Raw genomic sequence first — 24,172 nt, 5'->3', positions numbered from 1 at the left:
TTACAGTAGTAATAGATTTTCAACATTTTGCATATCTTTCAAAATACTTAGGTCTAATACCTTTGCGTAATGCTGTGTCATTCTCGTAGAAGAATGTCCCAACATTTTAGACACATTTGGAAGTGATACATTGTTAGCCAGTGCAATGACGCTTGCGAAGCTGTGTCGGGCGGTGTGCGTGGTTAGATTTTTTCTAATTCCGCACAGGTCGGCAATTTCTTTCAAATAACTGTTCATCTTTTGATTACAGGGAACTGGCAACATAACGCCTTTGTCAAGGCAATACGGATTGTCCTTGTATTTGTCAAGTATCTGTTTCGGAATACTCAGAAGTGGAATATTACAAAGATTGTTTGTCTTTTCACGAGCTTTTACTATCCACAAGTTGCCGTTGCTATCCTCTGAAATATGTTCGGGACGTAAATTATATACGTCTATAAACGCCAGTCCCGTGTACACACAGAAGATAAATACATCCCGTACCAGTTCCAGCCGTTCTATTTTGAACTCTTTCTGCCATATCTTATTTATTTCGGCTTGGCTAAGGAACTGTTTGTTTACTTCTATCTCGTGAAACTTGATTCCGGCAAATGGATTTTTTGTTATCCATTCATTTGCAATGGCAAGGTTTATCACTTTCTTGAAACACTTCATATAACGGATAACAGTATTTTGTGCGCAATGCTTTTCCGTTTTCAGGTATAAATCAAAGTTACGCACCAATTCCCCGTTTACTTCACGTAGTAGAATATCATCTACCTTATAATCTCGTTTCACCAGTTCCATAAGATATTTAAGGCAATTATCGTAACGTCTTACGGTAATGTCGGCATAATCCGTTCCGATTAGCTTCCGGCAGTTGTCGTTATGCTCCTTGAATACATTATATAATGTCTTGAAAGTTTCGTCCTTTCCCTGATAGCGGTTTACTATGGCACGGGCAGAAATAATCTTTCCCTCCAGTTCTAAATCTTGATAGATTTGATAGAATTTCACACGTAAGGCATCAATGTAATGGTTTAGTTCTATGGAATTGCGGTCTTTGCCTATTGATTTCTCTTTGTCCTGCGACCAAAGTGGGACTTTTACGCTTCGTTTTAGTTGAAGTTCCACATACAAGCGGTCATAAGTAACACGCACACGCACGGGAGCTTCCCCGTTTTTTAACAGTTTGCTTCTCTTGATGAAGAACAAAACACTGAATCTTTTTCTTTCCATACAGCTCAATTTTTAATGATACAAAGTTAGGAAATCGAACCGAGGACTCTGTTGTGTAAAAAAGCGCAGCGTGCTGTAAAAGAATGAAGTAGCTATTGTGCAGTGGAACATTCAAGGCTTTCTAAAACTGTCCCCCGAATAAGGACGTATAGTCTGCTTCAATCCCACTTATTTTACCTATTCTTGGAAATGAGAAATCCCTGAACTTCTTTGAAATTCAGGGATTTACATCGTTTTTCTTTCTTAAAAAGTGGTGCCACCAGTAATATTAAAGTTAAATCACAATCCATCCGATTAAATCGCACTTTATTTAAAGGTGCTGATTATCAATCGTTCTGAATTGGATTAAATATAGATGATTGTAACCGAATTGTTATTTTATAGTGACTATTGTAGTGACTATTCAAATAAAATTGCTATCTTTGTATTGTCGGATTCATAAAGGAATTGACCCCACAATTATGGCAAAATCACTTTCAAGATTTTATATTCGTAAGCAGGATGAACGGAACGAAACGGCAACTTTGTTCTTTCGCGTTCAAAATAAAAAGCATAAGGTGGATACATTGTTCTCCTCGCAAATCCGTGTGAATGTAGCTGAATGGAAAAACGCTTTGTCCAGTGCAGAAAACTGGATGCGTCACCAGCGAAACAACTTTACCCTGCATGATATATTGAACAGAATAGAGTTTGTTGTAAAGTCAGAGGTGGAAGGGATGGTCTTTGACAAGGCGCATGTGGAAGCGGAAATTTTGGCTATTGCTAAACCGAAAAAGGCGGAGGCTTTACTGAAAGCACAGAAGGATGAGGAAATGCGTCTGCAGGAAGAACAACGCATCAAGGAGGAGCAACAACAACTGATACAGGAAGGGATAGATAGGGAGCGTGCCAATATCTGGAATTTCCTGAACAGGTTTTGTGATGAAATCAAGACTGGTGAACGGCTGAATGGCAATAACTGTTATGCTAAAGGCACGGTGAAGGCATGGGGAAGTTTCCGTAAGCTGTATGACCTCTTTGACAGAAAGCACCGCTATACCTGGAACGATGTTGACCGTAGTTTTGTAACGAAATTCCTTGCTTTTATGGAAAAGGGAGACTACATGGTTTCTGCTCAAAACAAGTATCTTGTCGACCTTCGTGCTCTTGTCAATTATGCCTATTTGGATGGCTTGCATCACAACGACCGTGCCATGCAGTATTTCTCCAAAAAGAAAGTCGAAGAAAAGGATAAGGCCGCAGAGATTTACCTGACGGAAGCGGAATTGAAAGCCTTGTACGAAATGCCCCTGACCGGGAAACAGGATGAGGTGCGTGATATTTTTCTCATAGGTTGTTATACTTGTCAGCGAGTGAGCGACTACAATCATATCAGTAAGGACTGCTTTACGACTACGGCTAAAGGAACTCCAGTAATCCGGTTGGTTCAGAAGAAGACCCGTAATGAAGTCAAAATACCCATTATGAACCCTAACCTGAAGGCCATCTGTGAAAAGTACAATTATAACCTACCTTCTGTGGTCGATGTCATTCTCAACCGTTATATCAAGGAAATCCTAAAGGAGTTGTCTGAAACGGTTCCCTCTTTGGCTGCAAAGGTTCACACCAAATTGACCATGAAGCAGAAGAAACAGGAAATGGAAGGGCAGATTGTGGTGGAACGTAACAGTGAAGGGGAAGTGATGATGCCCCGTTACAACTGTGTCACTACGCATACAGCCCGTCGTAGCGGTATCACCAATATGTACCTGACGCACAAATACACCATCTTGCAGATGATGCACGTAAGTGGACATAAGACGCAGAAGACTTTCATGGATTACATCAAGCTCTCTTCCGATGAGATTGCGGATGAGATTGATGCTATTGCCAATGGCGCGAAAGCTGATGTGTTTTAAATAAGATTATAAATACAATAAACTGAAAATCATATATTATGGATAATTTGAACCAAACAGATAGCATCGTTATATACCAAACGACAGATGGTGAGACCTGTATAGATGTTAAGTTTCAAGATGAAACCGTTTGGCTATCTCAAGCGCAAATGGCGGAGTTGTTTCAGAAGGACAGAACAGTCATCGGACGTCATATCAATAATATATTCAAGGAGGGAGAACTTGAAGAAAGCTTGGTATGTGCAAAATTTGCACATACCAAGGATTATGGTCGTAGAGAAGGGTTTACCCAGCGTACAGAAACCACCCTTTATAATTTGGATGTAATCATTTCTGTGGGTTATCGCGTCAAGTCAAAACGAGGTACCCAATTCCGCATTTGGGCAAACAAAATCCTGAAACAATACCTGCTTCAAGGTTATGCCATCAATGAGCGCATAGCCAGTCAGAAGTTCGATGAACTCAGCCAGTTGGTCAAGGTGCTGGGACGTACTATCCAGAATCAAGAGAGGTTGACCGAGGACAGCCGTTCGCTGCTCAATGTCGTGGTGGACTATACTTATGCGCTCGATACGCTCGACCGTTACGACTATCAGGAGTTGACGATAGAAAAGACCACACCCCGGGCAGCCTTTCATGCCACTTACGAAAATGCCATGGAGGTGATTCGCCAGCTTCATGAGAAGTTCGGAGGCAGTCCGCTTTTCGGCAATGAGAAAGACGACTCGTTCAAAAGCTCCATCGGGCAGATATACCAGACCTTTGGAGGCGAGGATCTTTATCCCTCGGTTGAAGAGAAGGCAGCCATGTTGCTTTACCTTGTCACCAAGAACCATTCCTTCAGCGATGGCAACAAACGTATCGCCGCCACGCTGTTTCTGTGGTTTCTCAATGGCAATGGCATCCTTTACAATGAAGACGGCACCAAGCGCATCGCAGACAATACCCTGGTGGCGCTCACCCTGATGATAGCGGAAAGCCGTACTGAGGAGAAGGACACCATGCTGAAAGTGATTGTCAACCTGATCAACCAGAACAACAGATAGGGAAAATGAAGTCTGTTGAGTAGATTTATGTTGTGCATTTCTTTTTTGACAGGCAAGGCACTTATCTTTGCCTTTTTCAACCCTAAAAAAGATTTGCCATGAAAAGAGAAGAAGAAGCTCCGGCCAAAGGAGCGGACACGGTAAAGGAGTGGATGGAAGCCCATCCGCAGGAATATGCCCAGTTTGCAGCCAAAATGAAAACGGAAGGAATAGGAGGCGTCCTGAAATTGGGTGAGGATGCTTTCCGGCTCTCTCCGGATTTCCAGCAGGAGGTGGAACGGATGGTCACCACCGGGCGGTTTGACGTTTCCTTCTTGTTGGAACACCTGACATTGTCGGACTTTGCTGAAAACTACCTGAGGGAAAAGAATGAGGACCACATGGCCATGGCAGCCTGGGTGAAGTACGGAGAGTCAGCCCCGGAACAGGTGGCCGACGAACTGGATAAGGCAGTCGTGGCACAGGACAAACGCACATACAGGGAGATGCTCTCCAGTCTGTTCAAGCTGTTTTGGGGAAAGTTCTTTCAGCGGGTCGAGCTGCACCGCAGATGCCGGGAAGCAGAAGGAAAGGAAGCATTTACGGCAGAAAGTTTCCAGCACATGCTTGTCTCGCAGGATGAGAACCGGGTAAAGCATATCGGAGCATGGCTGGGCTATGGCCGCAGCGGCATGGATATAGCCCATCTGTATTTCGCACTGGCAGAAACGGCGGAAATCAGCTCCAAGGTGGCCGTAACCGACTTTGTTGCAGCCTTGAAGGCAGCCTACCCCCAACATTCAATTGTAGGACACCGCCAGGTACAGAAAAGCGTCAATTACCTGAAGAACCCTTCCCCCAACCGGAAGCAATACGGCAAGGATGAACCCGAGCATCGCTTTGCCATCGACATCATCAAGACCGAAGTACTGCTCCTTGCCACTGAAACAGCCGACTGAAATCAATTCATTTCAATTCGTTCAGTTCGTTTTCGGGTCAGCGAACTGAACGAACTCTTATTTCTTTTAAATTCAGCTGATTTCCAGTTACTTTTGCGCCATCGTCCTATATCGGAACGGTGGCGCTTCTGTTTTCAATCCGTCCGCAGAAGCCGTCGGAACCCGGACGGAAACCAGTATGTATGGAAGATTTATTCAACATCCTCAGTGAGGGTAAAGCCCATGTGAGAGTGGAAATGGATGCCGCAGACCTCAAGGCATTTTCCGATGAACTAATCCGCCGTGCCAAGGATGAACTCGGCTCGATGGTGGAAGCCGCCCGTAAGGAGCGCATGCTATCCAAGACAGAAGTAAAGGAACTGTTCGGTGTATGTGATGCCACCCTGTGGCATTGGGACAAGAAAGGCATCCTCAAGCCCATCAAGACCGGCAACAAGGTGCTTTATCCCGAGTACGAAGTGCGCAAGGCGCTTGGACAACGCAACCAAATCCTATGAGCTTATGGAAAAAAACATTCTTTTCCCTCTGGGTATATTTCCAGCGCCCGTAAGGCATATCGTGGAATCCCTGCAGAAGTATGAGCATTATCAGGTCGACTTTACGGCTGTTTCTTTTTTCACTGCATTTGCAGCCGCTATGGGCAATACCTGGTCAGCCCGTTTCATGACCGGGTGGGTCAGCCGTCCCATTCTCTATGTGGTACTGGTTGGCCCGCCCAGCTGCGGCAAGACTCCTCCGTTGCGTCAGGCGGTAGCCCCGCTGCTCAAACTGGATGAAGCCTCAGACCGTATCTATGCACAGGAAATCAGACAGTATCGCAAATGGGAGAGGCTGACCGCCAAACAGCGCAAGCAGCAGTCATTGCCTGAAGAAATGGAATTGCCGCAGCGCAAGTGTCACGTGGTGGTCAACTCTACCATCGAGGCTCTTGTGTCTGCTTTGCGCGACAATCCCCGGGGCGTACTCATCTACAATGACGAAATAGACAGCCTGCTCTCCAACTTCAACCGCTACAACGGTTCGGACGAAAGCTACTTTCTCAGCCTGTTCAGTGGTACTCCCTTCAAATACACCCGCAAGTCGAACAACGAGTACATCTTTTTGCCCAATCCTTACTGCTCCATTATCGGCTCCACCCAACCCGGCATGCTCTCCTCGCTGTTTGGCGGGAAACGCTCGCAGAACGGCTTTTCCTCACGTTTCCTGAAAGTCTATCCGGATATAGCAGCCATGCCATCCTGGAACGAGGCTTCCATGCCGGAAGAAGTTCTGGATGAATGGGAACGCATCATCCGTCAGGTGGATGCCGTTCAGCCTCCGGCAGGACAGGAGGGGAAGACAAATTCCCTTGAACTTTTCTTTTCACCGGCAGCCAAACAGCATTTAATCAGGTGGAAAAATGGGGTGAACAGCCGTATCTATGTGGAGTCGGAAAGCGAGGCGGAGAAAGCCCTTTGCGGCAAACTGGAAACCTACCTCATCCGCTTCTGTCTTGTCATTCAAGTCATGCGCGGCATCTGCGGAGAAGCCGACATGAACGAGATTGACGAGGAAAGCGCCGACCGTGCCATCCGGCTGACGGAATACTTCCGTGCCATGGAGAGCCGTATAGCGCCGGAAATGGAAGTCGGGGTGCTGGACCAGCGGCACACCGAACTGCTATCCCTCCTGCCTTCCTCATTTACCACCTCCGAAGCGTTAGGTATCGGCAAGCGGATTGGCCTTTCGGAATCCACTGTCAAGCGTTTCCTGCGGGAGGGTGCCCGTGAATTCATCCAGAAAGAGGCGCACGGCCATTATTGCAAAATCTAAAAAGGTCAATGACACTTTGACCTTTTTGACACGATGACATTATTATAAGACTGCGATAATGATTTAGTAAGATCTTTTCGTTATATTTTTTATGAATCAATAATACTAATCAGATTTAAAAACCTAATTGAAAGGAAATCTTTGTATGATTACTTATGGCTTTCGATTATAAAAACCGTTTATAGTGGTTTAATTTTCTCTATTTATGTTCATAATCTCATATTTTTGTAATTTAAAATAGGAAACTATACGTGTTTCGAAAATAAAAATATAATTTTGTCGCAGTTGCTTGTAGGTATGTTTGATGGGTAGGACTCAACTACAAATCCGCTTACGGTGATTATGCAGTTTATACTTTATGGTACAAACTTCCCAACTGCATCAATAAACAAAATCACAACCTTTGAGAAGTCGGTTGTATTCCTAAATCTCCTTATCTATGAAAAAGGTTAGATTTCTCTCTCTTGCAGCAATTCTAGCACTTGGTAGTTTTGTTGCTCCGCAATCTGTATCTGCTTACACTTATCACGTTTCTCTGCCAGATGGAAGTCATGAAACATTTGAAGCTGAAAACAGCGCGGAAGCAGTTCACTATTTTCGTGAACATTATAAAGATGGCGTGTTAATGAAGCGCTCTAATGGTGGTTTGTTGGATTTCCAATAAACTTTGATAGCTGTGGTATCGGCTATACGGCCATTTTATGAATTTAATCAGGTAAGGAGGATTGGAATGAGACTATTGATGTTTATTGTAGCTGTATTGTATTTGCATTCAGTCGAAGCGCAAAGGCTTTATAGTGAAATTGGTGATATTTATGAAAAGTCAAAGAAGAATGTTGTTGACAACGCTAAACTTGGAGCTTTCTATGAATTAAAGTTTCGCAAAGATTCTACGAAATTGAACGATTATACCGAAGCGCAAACGGTGCTGATGATTTCAGATAATTACTTGCTGTTTGGTGATTACAATCGGTTGGCCTTTGATTCCATAAACGACTACCTGGCAGCAAGCAAACGGAATGCCCGCAATGGTCGGGCACGTGATGAATGGATGGAGGCTATCAAGAAGTGGACTTATTTTTTTGTTACCTTGACCGACCTGACCAAGCAGCAAACTACGGTACAGACCTATGACGTGCTCCGGAGCTACGAATATACCTATCCTACGCCCCACATGGATTGGCAGTTGATACCGGGCGATACGCTCATTCAGAACCGCCCCTGCAAGAAAGCTACCTGCACATTCGCCGGACGGAATTACGTAGCCTGGTACACCGAGTCTATTCCGCTTTCTTACGGACCTTATCTGTTTGGTGGATTGCCCGGTTTGATTATGGAGATTCATGACACCAAACGCAATTGGATATTTACCAACAACGGTTTTGGCAAAATTTCGAAATACTCCTCCATGTATCTCTACAAGAAGAAGTATATAAAAGATTTGATAGTAACTACGCGCGAGAAAGCCTTGACCGGGTATCGCAATGACATTGAAGACTACGACAACCTGAGCCTTGAAATATTTAAGGTAAAGGTAGAGCGAAACGGTAAGATGGTTACGCCCGAAGCCAATAAGCCGAAGCGTCCGAGTAATATGCTGGAACTACAATGGTAAAGATCATACACATATTATGCTTTCTGCTTCTGTTTCCTATGTCCGTATGGGCGCAGGAAACAGAAATTGTTTTTAAGGGTGCAGTAACGGATGTCAACGGCAAAGGCATAGCCAATGTGTTGTGTAAGGCATTGAATGCCAAGGATTCGTTGCTGGCATACAGCATCAGCCGGAGTGATGGACAATATACCTTAAAGTACAAGAAGCAGGCTACCAAGCTATCCTTTGCCAAAATGGGTTTTGCCACGCAGTGCATTCCAGTAGTAAAGGATAAGTTGCGCTATGACGTGCAACTCATCGAAAAGTCCTACGCCATAGACGAAGTGGTGGTCAAGGCCGACCCCATCACCCGCAAGAAAGATACGCTCAATTACCATGTGGAGTCGTTCCGCCAAAAGGAAGACTACAGCATCGAGGACGTGCTCAAGCACATGCCTGGCATCGAAGTGCTGCCCTCCGGACAGATTATGTATCAAGGCAACAGTATCAATAAGGTGAATATTGAGGGGTTGGACTTGATGGGCGACCAGTACAACCAAGCTACGCAGAATATGCCGGCCGAAGCCGTATCGACCATTCAGGTGATGGAGAACAACCAACCTATCCGCGCCTTGGAAGGAAAGGTGCATAGCAATCGTGCTACGCTGAACATCAAACTGAAAAAGAACTACAAGATGCGCCCCTTCGGCGATGCGGAAGTCGGTGTAGGCGGAACGCCCGTGGTGTGGGACGGCAGTTTAACCGGCATACAAGTGAGCAAGAAAAACCAGCTGCTCTTTACCGGTGCCTTGAACAACCGCGGTGCCTCGCTGCGCAGTTTGCAAAGCGGCATGTCGAACTTTACGGGCATCTACACCCAGGAACCCCTGCCAGTCCCGTTCCTCTATTCTGCCACCAACCGCCGTCCGCCCATATCCCCCTTGTACTACCTGGACAACCGCTCATACTTTGCCGGTGTGAATTACCTGCACGCCTTCACCCCTTATTCCACCCTGCGCTTCAACCTGCTCTACAACCACGAAGGCGAAAACCGCGAGGATAGCACCCGCAACGAGTATTACGCTGCCGACACCGTGAGCGTGTTCGACAACAACCGGCTGCAGGCCCGCGAAGACGTGGTGAAAGGACAGGTGCGCTACGAGCTGAACGGAAAGAAGGTGTATGTAGAGAATATCCTGTCGGGACAATGGCAGGACATGCGCTCCAACAACCGCAACGTAACCAACGTAGGTTCGGTGGTAGAAGATATAGACCGAAAGCCCTATTATCTCCAGAATGTGGCCAACGTCAACCTGACGACCCCGGCCCGCATTTACACCCTGGCCTCCATTGTGCGTACCTATCAGACCCGCGAACACCTTGCCGACGTTTGGACGGTCGATAACGCACACGAACGGCAGGACTACCGGCTGAACCATTGGTTCATGCGCCACCGCCTTTCCACAGCTTTCGACGTGGCAGGCTATCCCCTGACGCTGGGTTACATCGTGGAATACAAACACAACCGCCTGCACGATACGCAGCATACTGCTACATCGTCGTACTGGCTGCACACGCTCGAACCCTCGTATCAAATAGAGTGGAGCGGCGGAAACATCGAACTGCTCCTGCCGGTGGAATACATCCGCACCCGTTGCGGCTGGCGGACGAAGAACGACCGTAAAGTGCTGTTCTCGCCCTCGCTCGATGTCAGCCAACGCTTCGGCTACCTGCTGCGTCTGGATGCCTCGGTAGCTTACAATCAGAATGCCTCGAACACCGACCCGTGGTTCAACGGCACGATGATGAATAATTACCGCACCTTTACGGTCGGCAAAGACAGCCTTTCGGTGCAGCGCACCACGCTGGCCAACCTCCGCCTGTCGTATCTGAACACCGTAACGCTCTTTTCCTGGAATTTGTATGCAGGTTGGACGCGCAGCACCTCCGACCATTATTTTGAAAGCCTCTACCTGCCCGACTATACCTTGATAGCCCCCGTGTGGGACGACCGCACGAAAACCACCTGGAGTGTGGCCCTGTCGTGCCGCAAGAACTTCCGCGAGGCGCACCTCAGTCTGAACGGACAAACCGATTATTCCTACAACAAGGAATATGTGGCACAAAACGAACGGGCCGATTACCTGCGCTACCATGCCCTGCACGCTACGCTTTCCACCCAGTGGAGCGGACTCTCGTGGTTTCAGCCCAAACTCACGCTGGCCGGCAATCTCAGCTGGAAGAAGCCCGATGCCTTTTCGGCGACCGACAACCTGCTGAAGAATGCCTACTACTCCCTGACGATGGACTTTTACCCCATCAGCAAACTGCGCTTGTATGCCGACTTCTCGCAATCGGTCTTCGAGATAGCCCACAGTCATTACTCTGTAAACAGTTTTCTGAATGCCGGACTGCGCTACGACTTCCATCCGCGCTGGACGGTGAGTGCCGACCTCAGCAACTTGCTCAACCGCAAGGATTACGAAGTATCGCTTTATCAGGGAGCCAACTTCCAGTATTACCATGTGCCCCTGCGTGGCCGCGAGTTCCTCGTGTCGCTGCGGTTCAAATACTGAACATGCTACACTGAGTATAAAGATCTGACAAACGCAAACACCCTTCAACGATTGCCGTAACAAGTAGATGTTGAAGGGGGTGTTTGCATAAAGTGATATAGATGAAGCTACAAAGCAAAGGAATATTTGAGGATGAACTCACGCGGACGCAGGCGGTGCACGGTATGGGTAATGAACTCTGACCGGACGATGCGGCGCTCGTAGGTGTTGTTACCCATCAGGTTGTTCAGACTAAGGGATATTTCACTGTCCTTGAACTGATAAGACACAGATAAGTCTGAGAAGAAGTTGAATGAGGCCGAATGGTCGTTGCTGTGGTAAAACTCATTCTTCCATTGTACCACCCACTTCTTGGGAGTAATGAAGAAGTTCAGTTCGTGGTTAAAGGTATTCGTCCGTTGCACAGAAGCCGCATTCTCGCCGGTCTGTTTCCGTTTGTTTTCCGTGTGGAAGAGGAACGATTTTTCTTCCACCGAGAACCAGGGACAAGGTCTGTAAGACAGGGAAACCGAAGTATGGACGTTCCGGAAACGGTTAGGTACCGGAGTCTCTTTCCACAAGCTGTAGGAGTGGCTTTGACTGAAATAGGCATTCAGTCCGACAGAGAACCGGGAACCGAAGTCCTTGGTGAGTTTGCCGTTTACATGAAATGCCCGGCTGCTCCGTCGGTGTGCGGTGGCCTGCGACTGGTAGATGATGCCGTCTAACTGGTGGGCATATAGCGTGCCGTCCGGACGATAGGTATAACCGGTCTGCAACGAGGCAAACAAACCGTAACGGATGTTCTTATAAGCTGCATACAGACTGGCCAGGTGCATTTTCAGAGGATCGAATCGGCCATTCCCGATGCGCTGCATCAGATAGTCGGTGAACAACGGTGTCTGGCACAATTCCAGTCCGTCTTTGGGGTATTCCGAATAGGAATAGGCAGTAGTGAAGTTCCAGTGGGCATTGGGTTTATAGGTCACCGACAGTTGGGGTTCCAGTTGCACACTTTGATGCTTACGCCCGGCCAGGGACTGCGCCAGCAAGGCAATGGGCAGACGGATGTTCCAACTCAACCTTTCGTGCTGGTCGTAGAGTCCGACTGCAGCCCGCGTGGTGTGTTGCACATAGTTTAAAGCCCATTGTTGAGCGACTTCCTCCATGCGTTGAGTCAAGCCTTCGTTGCCCAGACTGTATTGCGCATTGATTTTGCCCAAAGGATGGTTGAAGGTGGTGGTGGCTCCCCAGAAGACAATCTGCTGGTTGAGTTCCTGCATCGCCCCTTGGGCGGTCTGCAATTTGCTCGGCAAATAATTGTAGGACACATAAGCCCGGGTATTCAAGTGCCTTCCGTTTTTCAACCGGTTAACCATCTCCAGTTCGTCTGAAACGATGCGGCGGTGCGGCTTGACATACTGGTTTTGCTGCTGTCCGTTGACGAGCACCGTACCCGTTCCCCGGTCAAATGACAGGTGGGTACTCAGGTTATTGGTCAGGTAAAGCCGGTCGCTGTTGATGCGGTAAAGCAGTTCGCCATTGGCAAAGTTGCTGTGACTCCGGGCTTGGGAATATTCTGCAATGCGGTTGTCAGTGGCTATATCGGTGTATTCCGTCACTACCTCTTCTTCCACTTGGGTTTCCTCAAAGACTCCGCTCAACTGGAAGCGCAGGTCGGCATCCTGGCCCGTCTTGAATAGCCAGTTGGAAGAGAGCAGGTGCGTCTGGTTCATCCGGGTGCGCGAAGGGGAAAGGTCGGGAACATTCAGCGTAATAGGGTTCACCGCATTTGAAGCCTCCGGCATTCCGTAGCCGAAGAATTTTCTCAGATTGATACCTTCTTTCAGTTCACCCCCGCAGTTATTGAACTTATACAGCGAAAAGGTCTGCATCTTCCGCGAAAAGAGCATGGAGTTGAAACGGCTGTCGCACAGTAAGTCGGCATCTTGCTGCAAACTGCTTCCTGCTCCCAAGTCGACCACTCCTTGCCAGATGTTCTGTGCATCGTCGCGAAGCACAATGTTCAGTGCTGCCTGCTCGGAGAAACTCAGACCACGCAGCATCTTGACCTGCTGATGGTTTTCATATACCTGCACGGATTTGACCTTGTCGGCCGAGAGATTCTCTGAAATCTGGGCATATTTGGCTCCCAGCATATCCAGCCCCTCAATGTAGAACTTGTTGATGCGCCGTCCCTGATACTCAATGCTGCCGTCATCGTTGACCAGCAGACCGGGCATCTTGGCAATGACATCGGCAATGCTTCGGTCTTGCTGCTGTTTGAACACACTTACCGGATAGGTCAGTGTATCGCCCCGTTGTGCAATGCGGGGCGCCTTAATCTGCACTTCTTTGATTTGGTAAGACTGTTCCTTCAGTACAACCATCTGTCCGGAACGGAAATGCTGTATATCGATGGAGTCCTTGGCATAGCCGAGGAGGGTAAATATCAGTGTGCCGGATCGTTTGGCCGGACATGACAAGGTAAATTGCCCGTCGGCATCTGTGCGGGTAAAGGCCAGCGGCTTTCGGGTCGCTTTCTCAAACAGCACGACCGACACCACTTCGAGGGGGCACGATTCGTATCGACCACCCGCCCGGTGAGCGACTGGGCCACTGCTGCGGTAGAGAGCAGCAGCAAAACGAGAAAGACAATGCTCTTATTCATACACATCCATTAAGCAGGCATTAAAACTCCGTTGCGCCTTGGGCGGTTCGCTATAGCCGCTGCCCTGCAGACGGTTAGTGGTGTTCCATTGGTCTTTCCAGTAGTCTTGCAGCAGTCGTTGAAACTGTTTTGCTGTCAACCGCTCGTAGCGTTTCGGCCGGAAAACAAGGGTCGTTGTTTGTCGCAGCTGCTCGATGCCGGTGGCCACAAACGAAAACTCCTGCTGGCTTTCAGAAGCCGCTAAAATCAGTCCGGGCAGGCCGCCCAACTTCCAGGGCCCGTTGTCAAAAGGCAAATCGAGCGTGTACCAGGCCGTCCAGGTGCGTCCGCGAAAATGACAGACGGCCTTATGGCAGGGATAGCCGATGATAAGGGTGTCGCCTTCGGCCAGTTCCCACGCAAAGGTAGGAATGGCTTCCTCATAACAAAAGAAAAAGTCGTTGTGTAGGGCATCGGTATAAGTAAGTGTACCTTTTTGCGGAATGTGTTTGTACACTTCATATTCGCGCCCCTTCTTGGAACCGTACATGCCTGCCAAGAATTGCAGTTTGTTCATCGGATCTTGGGTGGTACATTCTACCGAATCACGCAACTGCAGAAACTGCTCGAACCTCTGGCTGTAAAACCGCGAGGCGTGTTTGCCTATATCCAGCAGGTTCGTGTCATCAAAAGTTTCTTTTTGTTCCTGCGTATGTTTGTATGTGGCACGATACTGTACGCGCACTTGTACGGTGTCTATAATCTCTTGCGCTTGAGTGCAGAGGGAAACCAGACAGCATGCTATTGTGAATACGAAAGACTTCATAGGCTAACTGAATAATATCGCAAAGGGTACTGGATTTTCAGTACTCGTAATCCATGTACTTATTGCATTTGAAACTGAACGTAAAAGTAATGTTTAATTGCGATATTTCCTATTTATATATCCAAAAACTTGCGCCGAAGGTTATGTGGTTATGTGGTTTTGGTTTCTATGAATTGATGGTGATAGCGTTGTGCAGTCATTATATATCTATGAACACTTGAACAAAGCATTAAGCATTTAATAGCTTTAGATAGCATTGTTTGAGGGATAAATGAATTGAAGTAACTGAAAACAATCAACCAGACAACCGAGATGCTTTGTGATAAGTATGCTTGTAACTATAGTTGCCTTTGGTAGGTTCGTTTCCCTTTAAACGTCCTCTTTCGCAAAGCGAAACAGCGATTTATCGCTCCGCTGCGGTAGCAGACGGCAAGTTACTTTTGAGTGGGCAAAACGAATTTTGTGCCCACAAAAGTACAACTTGCTTAACAAATCCTGCAAGCCTAAATTGACTAAAAAAGGATAGTTTTCCGGCCTGTCTTTCAAATTCTTACCAAGGTGTGATAGACTAAGATACTTTATTCCCTCTTGTTGTTGGTATCTTTGCTTGCTGATTTCATGGTCGTGGTAACTTTACGCATTGGGATGTTCAGTCTATCATGGCGAGCGCTCAATATACAAGAGTACCATGCACTTTGTGTTCGAGTTATGTAAGTCTTAGGATAGTCTTGTATATGGGTTCGGCGTTCTGAAGGCTGACGGTTATCAAGATAAGGATTTTTTGCGTGCAGTTCTTGGGTACATGGGAAACACAAGCCTTGTGTACAAAGGAACGGAAATCTATGATACTTGGTGTTTATGGTAAATTGAATTTTGAATCATCGGATTACTGTAAGGCCTGAAAAGTAGACAATCTGGGAAAATCCCGAAAAGTGGTCGACAGCTATACGGGGAGGCGATAGCCTATTTTGCAGACAGAGCCAAGCAAGTTGTACCCTTGTCATTACAAAACGAGTTTGTCCTCACAAGGGTAACTTGCCGATTGCTGCGCAACGGAGCGAATAAATTCGCTGTTTCGCTTCGCGAAAGAGGGAGAATCAATGAATGTTGAATCTGTAAACTTAACTCTTTGGGGACTTTGGTCCTACGATGCAATGAACGGATAAAAGACTGCTTGATAAACCGGATGTCATCCGTTCAAAGTTCTGCCTATATTTGTTTCAGCAGACAATGATTCAAGTTCTTTTATGTTAGATGGAACATATTTCGGGCAGATGAACCGGTATTGGCTGTATTGAACGTAGAGCATAAGCTGATCAATTGAGGTTATGGCAGACAAGACAAGGAAATGGAACAATTAGGAAATGTCTGGATATGGAATGGGAATATCATGATGACAGGAAGCTATGGTTCATACTCTATTAGAATAATGAACTGAAATATTCCGGTCGGTGGTTTGTTTGTTCAGAGGAAGTGAATACAAGCGTCATTGGAAAGGGTCAAAAGGTCAAAAAGTTCAATAAGGTCAAAGTATCATCGTGTCATTGGGATTTTTGAAAAGTCATAGGATGGGGGAAGGAAGAAGGCAAAGCGAGTTGAGAAACTTAAGGGAAGGTGTGAGATAGTGACTATCTAACTAAAGGAAAAGTAGTCACTATGTTTTATTGTGCATCAAAGCTGTCTATTGCTATTGTACTTTGATTGGGGTTAAGATTAAAAGAAGACTTTAAATAGCCTTTAATCAAAGCGATTTAAGCAGGTTTACTGGGATTTAAATAGTGACTTTTATAGTGACTATTGGGTGTAGTGACTAAAACGAAAAACTCCGAAACGCTTGATAATAAAGCATTTCGGAGTTTTACAGGTGGTGCCACCAGGAATCGAACCGGGGACACAAGGATTTTCAGTCCTTTGCTCTACCAACTGAGCTATGGCACCATGTTTATCTCTTTTGCGGTTGCAAAGGTAGTGAAACTTTTGGACTATGCAATAGCTTCCATAATAAAAAACGCTGATAATTGGCTATGTGGTTAATTATCAGCGTTTATGATTTGAGAAAAAATACTGAAAAAGTTTTATAGTTATGCTTTTTCCGCTTCTTCTTCCTTCAAAGGATTCCATCCTTGTGCTTTGAGTTCAAACTCTTGACCGTCACGGGTAATTAGGGCGCAGCCTAATTCCGGTTTGGTGATATGGCCAATCAGCTTGACGCCTTCCATTTCGGCAACCTTTTCATGGTCGGCAATGGGGACGGTGAACAATAACTCATAATCCTCGCCTCCGTTCAGTGCACAAGTGCTCAGGTTCATATTGAATTCTTCTGCCATTACAGCCGTCTGATAGTCGATAGGAATATGTTCTTCGTAGACGCGGCAACCCACTTTGCTTTGGGTACAGATATGCAGTAATTCCGAAGAAAGGCCGTCCGATATATCCATCATGGAGGTGGGTTGTATACCTTCTTCTGCCAGTTTCTGAATGATGTCACGGCGTGCTTCGGGCTTCAGTTGACGTTCCAGAAGATACTCCTTCCCCGAGAAGTCCGGTTGCAAGTCTTTGTCACCTTCTTTGAGCACCGCCTTTTCGCGTTCCAAAAGCTGTAGTCCCATGTAGGCGGCACCCAAGTCGCCGCTGACGCAAATCAAGTCGGTTTCGCGGGCACCATTGCGGTAGACCACTTTTCCTTTCTCACCCTCGCCTATGCAGGTGATGCTGATGGTAAGCCCGGTATAGGAAGCGGAGGTGTCTCCTCCCACGATGTCAACATCATATTCTTCGCAAGCCAAACGGATGCCGGCATAGAGTTCCTCCATGTCTTCTATACTGAAACGCTTGGATATGCCCAAGGAAACGGTAATCTGCTTCGGTGTGCCGTTCATGGCATAGATATCGGAGAAATTGACTACGGCCGATTTATACCCCAAATGCTTGAGCGGTACATACACAAGGTCGAAATGGACACCTTCCATCAGCAAGTCTGTAGTAACGAGCACTTCCTTTTCGGCCGGGTAGGAGAGGACGGCAGCATCATCTCCGACACCATATCGGCTCGACTCATTCTTTAGTTCAATGCCTTCGGTGAGGTGACGGATGAGGCCGAATTCACCGAGGGTAGCTATTTCTGTTCTCATGCTTTCTTATGCTCTATTAATCAATTCACGCATAATCTCTGTCATTCTCGGTTGTGCCTCGTCTGCAGCTTTCTGCACTTCTTCGTGAGAAACTTCTACGATTTTACCTTCTACCCCCAAGTCTGTAATGACAGATACGCCGAACACTTTGATTCCGCAATGATTTGCCACGATGACTTCCGGCACGGTGGACATGCCCACTGCATCGGCACCCAGAATATGGAACATCTTGTATTCCGCAGGTGTTTCGAATGTGGGACCTTGCGTACCGATATAGACACCGTGCTGAACCTTGATGCCCTTTTCTGCTGCAATGGCGTCGGCCTTACGAATCAGCTCTTTGTCATAGGCCTCGCTCATATCCGGGAAACGAGGGCCGTAAGGTATGTTTTTGCCACGCAATGGATGTTCGGGGAAGTAGTTTATATGGTCGGTGATAATCATCAGGTCGCCGGTCGCAAAATCCGGATTTGTGCCTCCACTGGCATTGGAAACGAACAAGGTCTTGATACCCAGTTCGCGCATTACACGTACCGGGAAGGTTACTTCCTTCATGGAATAGCCCTCGTAAAAATGGAAACGTCCCTGCATCGCCATGATGTCTTTATGGCCCAGTTTGCCGAAGATAAGTTTTCCGCTGTGTCCCTCTACGGTAGAGACGGGGAAGTTGGGGATTTCTTCGTACCTTATCTCATACTTTTCAGTGATTTCACCGGCAAGACTGCCGAGTCCGGTACCGAGGATGATTGCTGTCTCAGGCTGGGTGTGCATCTTTCCCTTCAGAAAGGCTGCTGTTTCTTGAATGCGCTCTAACATAGCCAATAATGTTTTGGTTAAATATATATTGTTGATTTTGTAAAATTTCTATTTCTATCGGCAGCACGTAGATGTACGGCTTTAGTGTTTCGTCCAGTGCGGGATGGAGTTTCAGCCTTGCCGCATCTTTCTCCGTGGTGATTATCAGTCTTTTCCACTCTTCCAGGTGCAGGAATTGTTCCTTTATTTGCAATAAATCCTTGGGAGTAAAGTCATGATGGTCATCAAATGACAGCAATTTGACGTGCGGCGTGTAAGATTCCACTTCTTTTCTGCGGGGCGGGGAGGCGATGCCGCACCAGCAGTACTTGCTCGTCTCCGTGGGGGAGAGAGCACTTCCCAGCTGTTCGTTTTCGGAAATAGCGGGGTCAACATTCCATAGCGGAATCTGGAGAAATACAGTTGTTGGTATGGATAGAGGTGGAGCCGTTTGGCTATGATGTTGAAGTCTATCGGCTTGATGTCATCCGGACATTTGGTGACGATGACCATCTGTGCCCGGTTTTTACCGCTTGAAGGTTCGCGGAGTCTTCCGGCAGGGAGCAAGGCATCATCGCATAGTAACCGGTGAAAATCGGTTAGTAGAATGTTCAGTCCGGCTTTTACATGGCGATGTTGGAAGGCGTCGTCCAGGATGATGGCTTCTACAGTGGGATTTTCCAGTTTCAGCAGTTGCTCAATGCCGTGACAACGGTTTTCGTCTACCGCTACCCGTGCATTGGGGAATTTATTTTTAATTTGATACGGCTCGTCACCTATTTGCCGTACATTGCTCTTGTCATCGGCCAGTACATAGCCTCGGCTTTTACGCTTGTAACCCCGACTGAGGGTGGCTACATTCACTCCGTTTTTTTGTAATAGCTTTATCAGATATTCGGTATGTGGCGTCTTGCCAGTTCCGCCCACAGCAAGGTTGCCCACGCATATTACTGGAACGTCAAAACTCTTTGACCGGAGCCAGCCCCAGTCAAAGAGTTTATTTCGCAAGCATACCCCTATTCCATAAAGCCATGATAGGGGATATAGCCAATGATATATCTTGATAAAGTTTTCTTCCATTTATTGAATATTCAGTTCAAAGGGTACACGTGCTTGTATACGGTCACATTTGTCAAAATTCTCCAGGACGCTGAACTGCTGGTATATCTCGCCCATTGTGCCTTTCAGCATGCGTGCTTTGACGTAGTTACCCGGATTGGTGTTCATCAGGCTTTCAAAGAAACTTTCCTTTTTCGGATAGCTCATCACGGTATAGGCATCTACTCCGGCCTTTGCAATGGCAATGTCCAAAGCTTTGTCCAAACCACCCAATTCGTCGACCAGTCCTAGTTCCTTGGCCTTGCTTCCGGTCCATACACGACCTTGGGCAATTTTATCCAGGTCTTCCTTGCTGATGCCTCGGCCATCGGAGCAGCGGGTGAGGAAGAGGTCATATCCGTTGTTCACATACATTTGCATCAGCCCTTTTTCACCGTCATTCATCGGGCGTGTCAGCATGCCGAAGTCTGCGTATTTATTGGTTTTCACTACATCAAAATTTACCCCGATTTTATCAGTCAGCCCCTTTGCGTTGGGGAACATGCCGAAGATGCCGATAGAACCCGTCAGTGTGGTAGGCTCGGCCACGATGGTGTCTGCATTACAAGAAATGTAGTAACCTCCTGAAGCTGCATAGTCACCCATGGAAACAATGACCGGTTTCTCTTTCTTCAATTCGCTGACGGCATACCATATCTGTTCTGAACCATAGGCACTTCCGCCCGGTGAGTTTACGCGTAATACTACCGCTTTTACATCTTCGTCATCTTTCAGCTTGCGCAGGTCTTTAATCACCTTTTTAGAGTCGATGCCTTCTTCGCTGGAGGCAGAAGATGAACCACCGTCAATTTCTCCATAGGCATAGTATACGGCAATCACATTTCCACTTTTGTCTTTGGGAACGTTCTTCTTTACGTTAATCATGTCCTGCAAACCAAGTACGGGCATGCGGTCGTCTTTGTCGATGCCTACCATCGCTTTCAGGTAGTTGCGCACATCATTCTTATATATTAATGTATCGACCAGTCCGCATTGCACACTTTCTTCTGCGGGATAGAACATCAACATGCGGTCGGCAATGGCGTTCAGTGAGTCTACAGATATTTTGCGTGATTCTGCAACATCATTGGTCACTTGTCTCCAGATGGAGGTCAGGTAAGCGTCGATTTGTTCACGGTTGGCAGGGCTCATTTCGGTAGAGATGAAAGGCTCTACAGCCGATTTGTAGGTACCTACTTTGAATATCTGCATTTCCACTCCGATTTTGGCCAGCAAATCCTTGAAGAACATGGGGGTAGCGGCCAAGCCCCTCCACTCGACCATACCTTGCGGGTTCAGCAACACCTTGTCGGCTACACTTGACAGATAATAAAGACCTTGGGAATAGCTGTCACCATAAGCTACGATGAATTTTCCCGATTCCTTGAAATCCTTCAATGCATTGCGTATTTCTTCGCGTGAAGCAAATCCTGCACCCAGCGAAGTTGCTTCTATATAGATACCTTTAATGTTGTCATTCTCTTTTGCTTTTTTGATAGAGGAGAGGACATCATCCAGGCCATAGGTCTTATAATTGTCTCCCATAAGGGCATCGAACGGATTGTCTTGGCTGCGTTCAGCCAGTGCGCCATTCAAATCCAGCATCATAATGGAGTTCTTGCGTACTTGCGTTTCCGACTCCGAAGATGATACCATGCTGAAAACCACCAGAATACTGATGAAAACTAAAACAACGACTGATACGATGATGCCGGTAATGGTGGCAAACGTAAACTTCAGAAAATCTTTCATTGTACTTTATTGTTTTTAGTATGCTAACTTTTAAAAGCTAACAAAGATAAATAATTAGGTTGATATTTACCCTATCTGTCGCTGAGTTTTTCGGTTTGTCACAGTATTATGGGAGATTTCATTCTCTTTTCTTTTATCTTTGAAGTATGTCATTTCGTTCTTTATGGATAGTTAGTTTGTAAAATGCCAGAGTATAATTGCTGTCTCCTTACTTTCTGAATCTATTTCTCCTAAGAACTAATCTTTCCACACCCGTATTTCTTTCTTACCACAGCTGTGGTAAGAAAGAAATACGGGTGTGGAAAGAAAGCAACATATCTGTGGTGAGAAAAGTTGTTCATTAGTTCCCGTTTAGTTTCCGTGCTTTCCGGATGTAGCCTTTCGCAGGTTTATTGTCAGTTCTCTTTGTGATTCGCAAGCGCGGTGCCGGCCGTTCAGTGGTCTATGTCAAGGTATGAATTGGAGCTTGTATTGCGCGCGCGTATATATATAATGTGTCCCTTCCTTTCCTTATTCCAGTTTCCTTTAAAAAACATGCTTTAAAACATATCTATCAATCAGTGAGTTATGAAAAAGTTCATGGAATCTCTCAAAAAAACCGTGTATAAATTTTGCAGATGTCCATAAAAGGCCTACTTTTGCATCCGCTTTCGGGAACGAAGGCGGCGATGTTTTTGACATTCTGACAGTAAAACGGAGCGGTAAGCTTCCATTTTTCTCTTCTTTGCCATCGGTTTCTTCCGGAACTTCGGTCTTAGAAAAGAAAAATGAAAAAAAAGTTCCGAAAATAGTTGGAAGTTATGCTTTAAAGTTCTTACCTTTGCACCCGCTTTTGAAAATGAAAGCAGCGCGAGTTGACATTCTTTTAAAAGAAACGGTGCCTGGTTCTTCTTCCTTTTTCTTTTTGCCTCCCTTTCGACAAGAGAGACGACGAGGAAAGAGAAAAGAGAGAAGAAAAAAGAAAAAAAACTTCCGAAAATATTTGGAGGATATACTTAAAAGTTCTTACCTTTGCATCCGCTTTCTGAAAAGAACAGCAATCGTGAAACGAGCGATCTTTGAACAGATTTACATAAACAATACAAGTAGTACAAGAGCAAGGCTTTTCCTTATCAATGGGGAATTGCCTTGGGTAAAACAAGAGAACCGTCAATACTTATTTTATATAGGTAAAGATAAACTTTTGAATTCGAGCGTCCTGAACAGATAATAAGCTGTCGCACATTAATTTTTTTTAATTTGCGCAGTCACGATACTTTTACAATGAAGAGTTTGATCCTGGCTCAGGATGAACGCTAGCTACAGGCTTAACACATGCAAGTCGAGGGGCATCAGGAAGAAAGCTTGCTTTCTTTGCTGGCGACCGGCGCACGGGTGAGTAACACGTATCCAACCTGCCGATGACTCGGGGATAGCCTTTCGAAAGAAAGATTAATACCCGATGGTATATCTGAAAGGCATCTTTCAGCTATTAAAGAATTTCGGTCATTGATGGGGATGCGTTCCATTAGGTTGTTGGCGGGGTAACGGCCCACCAAGCCATCGATGGATAGGGGTTCTGAGAGGAAGGTCCCCCACATTGGAACTGAGACACGGTCCAAACTCCTACGGGAGGCAGCAGTGAGGAATATTGGTCAATGGACGAGAGTCTGAACCAGCCAAGTAGCGTGAAGGATGACTGCCCTATGGGTTGTAAACTTCTTTTATACGGGAATAAAGTTGGGCACGTGTGCCTTTTTGTATGTACCGTATGAATAAGGATCGGCTAACTCCGTGCCAGCAGCCGCGGTAATACGGAGGATCCGAGCGTTATCCGGATTTATTGGGTTTAAAGGGAGCGTAGGCGGATGCTTAAGTCAGTTGTGAAAGTTTGCGGCTCAACCGTAAAATTGCAGTTGATACTGGGTGTCTTGAGTACAGTAGAGGCAGGCGGAATTCGTGGTGTAGCGGTGAAATGCTTAGATATCACGAAGAACTCCGATTGCGAAGGCAGCTTGCTGGACTGTAACTGACGCTGATGCTCGAAAGTGTGGGTATCAAACAGGATTAGATACCCTGGTAGTCCACACAGTAAACGATGAATACTCGCTGTTTGCGATATACAGTAAGCGGCCAAGCGAAAGCGTTAAGTATTCCACCTGGGGAGTACGCCGGCAACGGTGAAACTCAAAGGAATTGACGGGGGCCCGCACAAGCGGAGGAACATGTGGTTTAATTCGATGATACGCGAGGAACCTTACCCGGGCTTAAATTGCAAATGAATGTTCTGGAAACAGATCAGCCGCAAGGCATTTGTGAAGGTGCTGCATGGTTGTCGTCAGCTCGTGCCGTGAGGTGTCGGCTTAAGTGCCATAACGAGCGCAACCCTTATCGATAGTTACCATCAGGTTATGCTGGGGACTCTGTCGAGACTGCCGTCGTAAGATGTGAGGAAGGTGGGGATGACGTCAAATCAGCACGGCCCTTACGTCCGGGGCTACACACGTGTTACAATGGGGGGTACAGAAGGCAGCTACACGGTGACGTGATGCTAATCCCTAAAACCTCTCTCAGTTCGGATTGGAGTCTGCAACCCGACTCCATGAAGCTGGATTCGCTAGTAATCGCGCATCAGCCACGGCGCGGTGAATACGTTCCCGGGCCTTGTACACACCGCCCGTCAAGCCATGAAAGCCGGGGGTACCTGAAGTGCGTAACCGCGAGGAGCGCCCTAGGGTAAAACTGGTGATTGGGGCTAAGTCGTAACAAGGTAGCCGTACCGGAAGGTGCGGCTGGAACACCTCCTTTCTGGAGTGACGTCTCGACTCGATCGTTGGTTCTTGAAGTTATGCTTCCATAGGAACCTCTTGTACTGCGCGT

Annotated in this window: 14 protein-coding genes, 1 tRNA gene, 1 rRNA gene and 1 pseudogene; 9 read left to right on the top strand and 8 right to left on the bottom strand. The window is 46.7% G+C overall.

The genetic code is table 11. From position 1 onward, the window contains the following. Nucleotides 1-1,218: a site-specific integrase gene (locus tag HUX74_RS04320; RefSeq protein ID WP_174646269.1), complete on the bottom strand. Its 1,218-nt coding sequence runs from the start codon at nucleotides 1,216-1,218 to the stop codon at nucleotides 1-3. 557 nt (nucleotides 1,219-1,775) lie between these two features. Between HUX74_RS04320 and HUX74_RS04315 the strand changes: the two genes are divergently transcribed. The 8 genes from HUX74_RS04315 to HUX74_RS04280 all read left to right on the top strand — a co-directional run bounded on the left by HUX74_RS04315 (nucleotide 1,776) and on the right by HUX74_RS04280 (nucleotide 11,082). Continuing rightward, a complete protein-coding gene (locus HUX74_RS04315) occupies nucleotides 1,776-3,116 on the top strand; it encodes a phage integrase SAM-like domain-containing protein (protein WP_174646268.1) in 1,341 nt (446 codons plus the stop codon). A 38-nt stretch (nucleotides 3,117-3,154) separates the two neighbouring features. Then, nucleotides 3,155-4,162 carry a virulence protein RhuM/Fic/DOC family protein gene (gene rhuM, locus HUX74_RS04310; RefSeq protein ID WP_174646267.1) on the top strand — a complete coding sequence of 336 codons (1,008 nt, stop codon included), beginning with the start codon at nucleotides 3,155-3,157 and terminating at the stop codon, nucleotides 4,160-4,162. Nucleotides 4,163-4,260: 98 nt separating this feature from the next. Then, a complete protein-coding gene (locus HUX74_RS04305; protein ID WP_174646266.1) occupies nucleotides 4,261-5,100 on the top strand; it encodes a DUF6043 family protein in 840 nt (279 codons plus the stop codon). A 182-nt stretch (nucleotides 5,101-5,282) separates the two neighbouring features. Then, on the top strand, nucleotides 5,283-5,597 hold the full coding sequence (locus tag HUX74_RS04300; RefSeq protein WP_174646265.1) for a MerR family transcriptional regulator: 315 nt from the start codon (nucleotides 5,283-5,285) through the stop codon (nucleotides 5,595-5,597). A 4-nt stretch (nucleotides 5,598-5,601) separates the two neighbouring features. Continuing rightward, a complete protein-coding gene (locus HUX74_RS04295; RefSeq protein ID WP_174646264.1) occupies nucleotides 5,602-6,912 on the top strand; it encodes a DUF3987 domain-containing protein in 1,311 nt (436 codons plus the stop codon). Nucleotides 6,913-7,351: 439 nt separating this feature from the next. Continuing rightward, nucleotides 7,352-7,576, top strand: a complete 225-nt coding sequence (locus tag HUX74_RS04290) for a hypothetical protein (protein WP_174646263.1) — start codon at nucleotides 7,352-7,354, stop codon at nucleotides 7,574-7,576. Between the two features lie 66 nt (nucleotides 7,577-7,642). Beyond that, complete coding sequence (locus HUX74_RS04285; protein WP_174646262.1) at nucleotides 7,643-8,527, top strand: GLPGLI family protein; 885 nt, start codon at nucleotides 7,643-7,645, stop codon at nucleotides 8,525-8,527. Further along, nucleotides 8,521-11,082, top strand: a complete 2,562-nt coding sequence (locus HUX74_RS04280; RefSeq protein WP_174646261.1) for a TonB-dependent receptor — start codon at nucleotides 8,521-8,523, stop codon at nucleotides 11,080-11,082. Before HUX74_RS04285 ends, HUX74_RS04280 begins: the two co-directional genes overlap by 7 nt. A gap of 107 nt (nucleotides 11,083-11,189) precedes the next feature. Here the strand turns inward: HUX74_RS04280 and HUX74_RS04275 are convergent, their stop codons facing one another. The 7 genes and pseudogenes from HUX74_RS04275 to sppA all read right to left on the bottom strand — a co-directional run bounded on the left by HUX74_RS04275 (nucleotide 11,190) and on the right by sppA (nucleotide 21,313). After that, nucleotides 11,190-13,616: a hypothetical protein gene (locus tag HUX74_RS04275; protein WP_174646260.1), complete on the bottom strand. Its 2,427-nt coding sequence runs from the start codon at nucleotides 13,614-13,616 to the stop codon at nucleotides 11,190-11,192. Nucleotides 13,617-13,724: 108 nt separating this feature from the next. Continuing rightward, nucleotides 13,725-14,537: a GLPGLI family protein gene (locus HUX74_RS04270; RefSeq protein ID WP_174646259.1), complete on the bottom strand. Its 813-nt coding sequence runs from the start codon at nucleotides 14,535-14,537 to the stop codon at nucleotides 13,725-13,727. Nucleotides 14,538-16,402: 1,865 nt separating this feature from the next. Continuing rightward, nucleotides 16,403-16,475: transfer RNA gene (locus tag HUX74_RS04265), tRNA-Phe, on the bottom strand. A 143-nt stretch (nucleotides 16,476-16,618) separates the two neighbouring features. Beyond that, on the bottom strand, nucleotides 16,619-17,668 hold the full coding sequence (gene thiL, locus HUX74_RS04260; protein WP_174646258.1) for a thiamine-phosphate kinase: 1,050 nt from the start codon (nucleotides 17,666-17,668) through the stop codon (nucleotides 16,619-16,621). 6 nt (nucleotides 17,669-17,674) lie between these two features. Further along, nucleotides 17,675-18,484, bottom strand: coding sequence for a purine-nucleoside phosphorylase (locus HUX74_RS04255; protein WP_174646257.1), 810 nt, complete (start codon nucleotides 18,482-18,484; stop codon nucleotides 17,675-17,677). Continuing rightward, nucleotides 18,423-19,543, bottom strand: a pseudogene (lpxK, locus tag HUX74_RS04250) (tetraacyldisaccharide 4'-kinase). Before lpxK ends, HUX74_RS04255 begins: the two are co-directional and overlap by 62 nt. Then, nucleotides 19,544-21,313 carry a signal peptide peptidase SppA gene (gene sppA, locus HUX74_RS04245; RefSeq protein ID WP_174646256.1) on the bottom strand — a complete coding sequence of 590 codons (1,770 nt, stop codon included), beginning with the start codon at nucleotides 21,311-21,313 and terminating at the stop codon, nucleotides 19,544-19,546. 1,260 nt (nucleotides 21,314-22,573) lie between these two features. Between sppA and HUX74_RS04240 the strand changes: the two genes are divergently transcribed. After that, nucleotides 22,574-24,100, top strand: a 16S ribosomal RNA gene (locus HUX74_RS04240). The last annotated feature ends 72 nt before the right edge of the window (nucleotides 24,101-24,172 follow it).

The organism is Bacteroides sp. Marseille-P8574 (assembly GCF_902825465.1).
In the GTDB taxonomy this organism is placed as follows: Bacteria; Bacteroidota; Bacteroidia; order Bacteroidales; family Bacteroidaceae; genus Bacteroides; species Bacteroides uniformis.
The sequence above is the reverse complement of the archived record's forward strand: the minus strand, read 5'-3'. Positions and strand labels throughout refer to the sequence as shown.

Excerpts from the sequence above, each read along its gene's own strand:
- HUX74_RS04285 (WP_174646262.1), top strand. The coding sequence starts at position 7,643 with ATGAGACTATTGATGTTTATTGTAGCTGTATTGTATTTGCATTCAGTC.
- HUX74_RS04295 (WP_174646264.1), top strand. The coding sequence starts at position 5,602 with ATGGAAAAAAACATTCTTTTCCCTCTGGGTATATTTCCAGCGCCCGTA.
- HUX74_RS04280 (WP_174646261.1), top strand. The coding sequence starts at position 8,521 with ATGGTAAAGATCATACACATATTATGCTTTCTGCTTCTGTTTCCTATG.
- rhuM (WP_174646267.1), top strand. The coding sequence starts at position 3,155 with ATGGATAATTTGAACCAAACAGATAGCATCGTTATATACCAAACGACA.
- HUX74_RS04300 (WP_174646265.1), top strand. The coding sequence starts at position 5,283 with ATGGAAGATTTATTCAACATCCTCAGTGAGGGTAAAGCCCATGTGAGA.
- HUX74_RS04255 (WP_174646257.1), bottom strand. The coding sequence starts at position 18,484 with ATGTTAGAGCGCATTCAAGAAACAGCAGCCTTTCTGAAGGGAAAGATG.
- HUX74_RS04305 (WP_174646266.1), top strand. The coding sequence starts at position 4,261 with ATGAAAAGAGAAGAAGAAGCTCCGGCCAAAGGAGCGGACACGGTAAAG.
- thiL (WP_174646258.1), bottom strand. The coding sequence starts at position 17,668 with ATGAGAACAGAAATAGCTACCCTCGGTGAATTCGGCCTCATCCGTCAC.
- HUX74_RS04320 (WP_174646269.1), bottom strand. The coding sequence starts at position 1,218 with ATGGAAAGAAAAAGATTCAGTGTTTTGTTCTTCATCAAGAGAAGCAAA.
- sppA (WP_174646256.1), bottom strand. The coding sequence starts at position 21,313 with ATGAAAGATTTTCTGAAGTTTACGTTTGCCACCATTACCGGCATCATC.
- HUX74_RS04270 (WP_174646259.1), bottom strand. The coding sequence starts at position 14,537 with ATGAAGTCTTTCGTATTCACAATAGCATGCTGTCTGGTTTCCCTCTGC.
- HUX74_RS04290 (WP_174646263.1), top strand. The coding sequence starts at position 7,352 with ATGAAAAAGGTTAGATTTCTCTCTCTTGCAGCAATTCTAGCACTTGGT.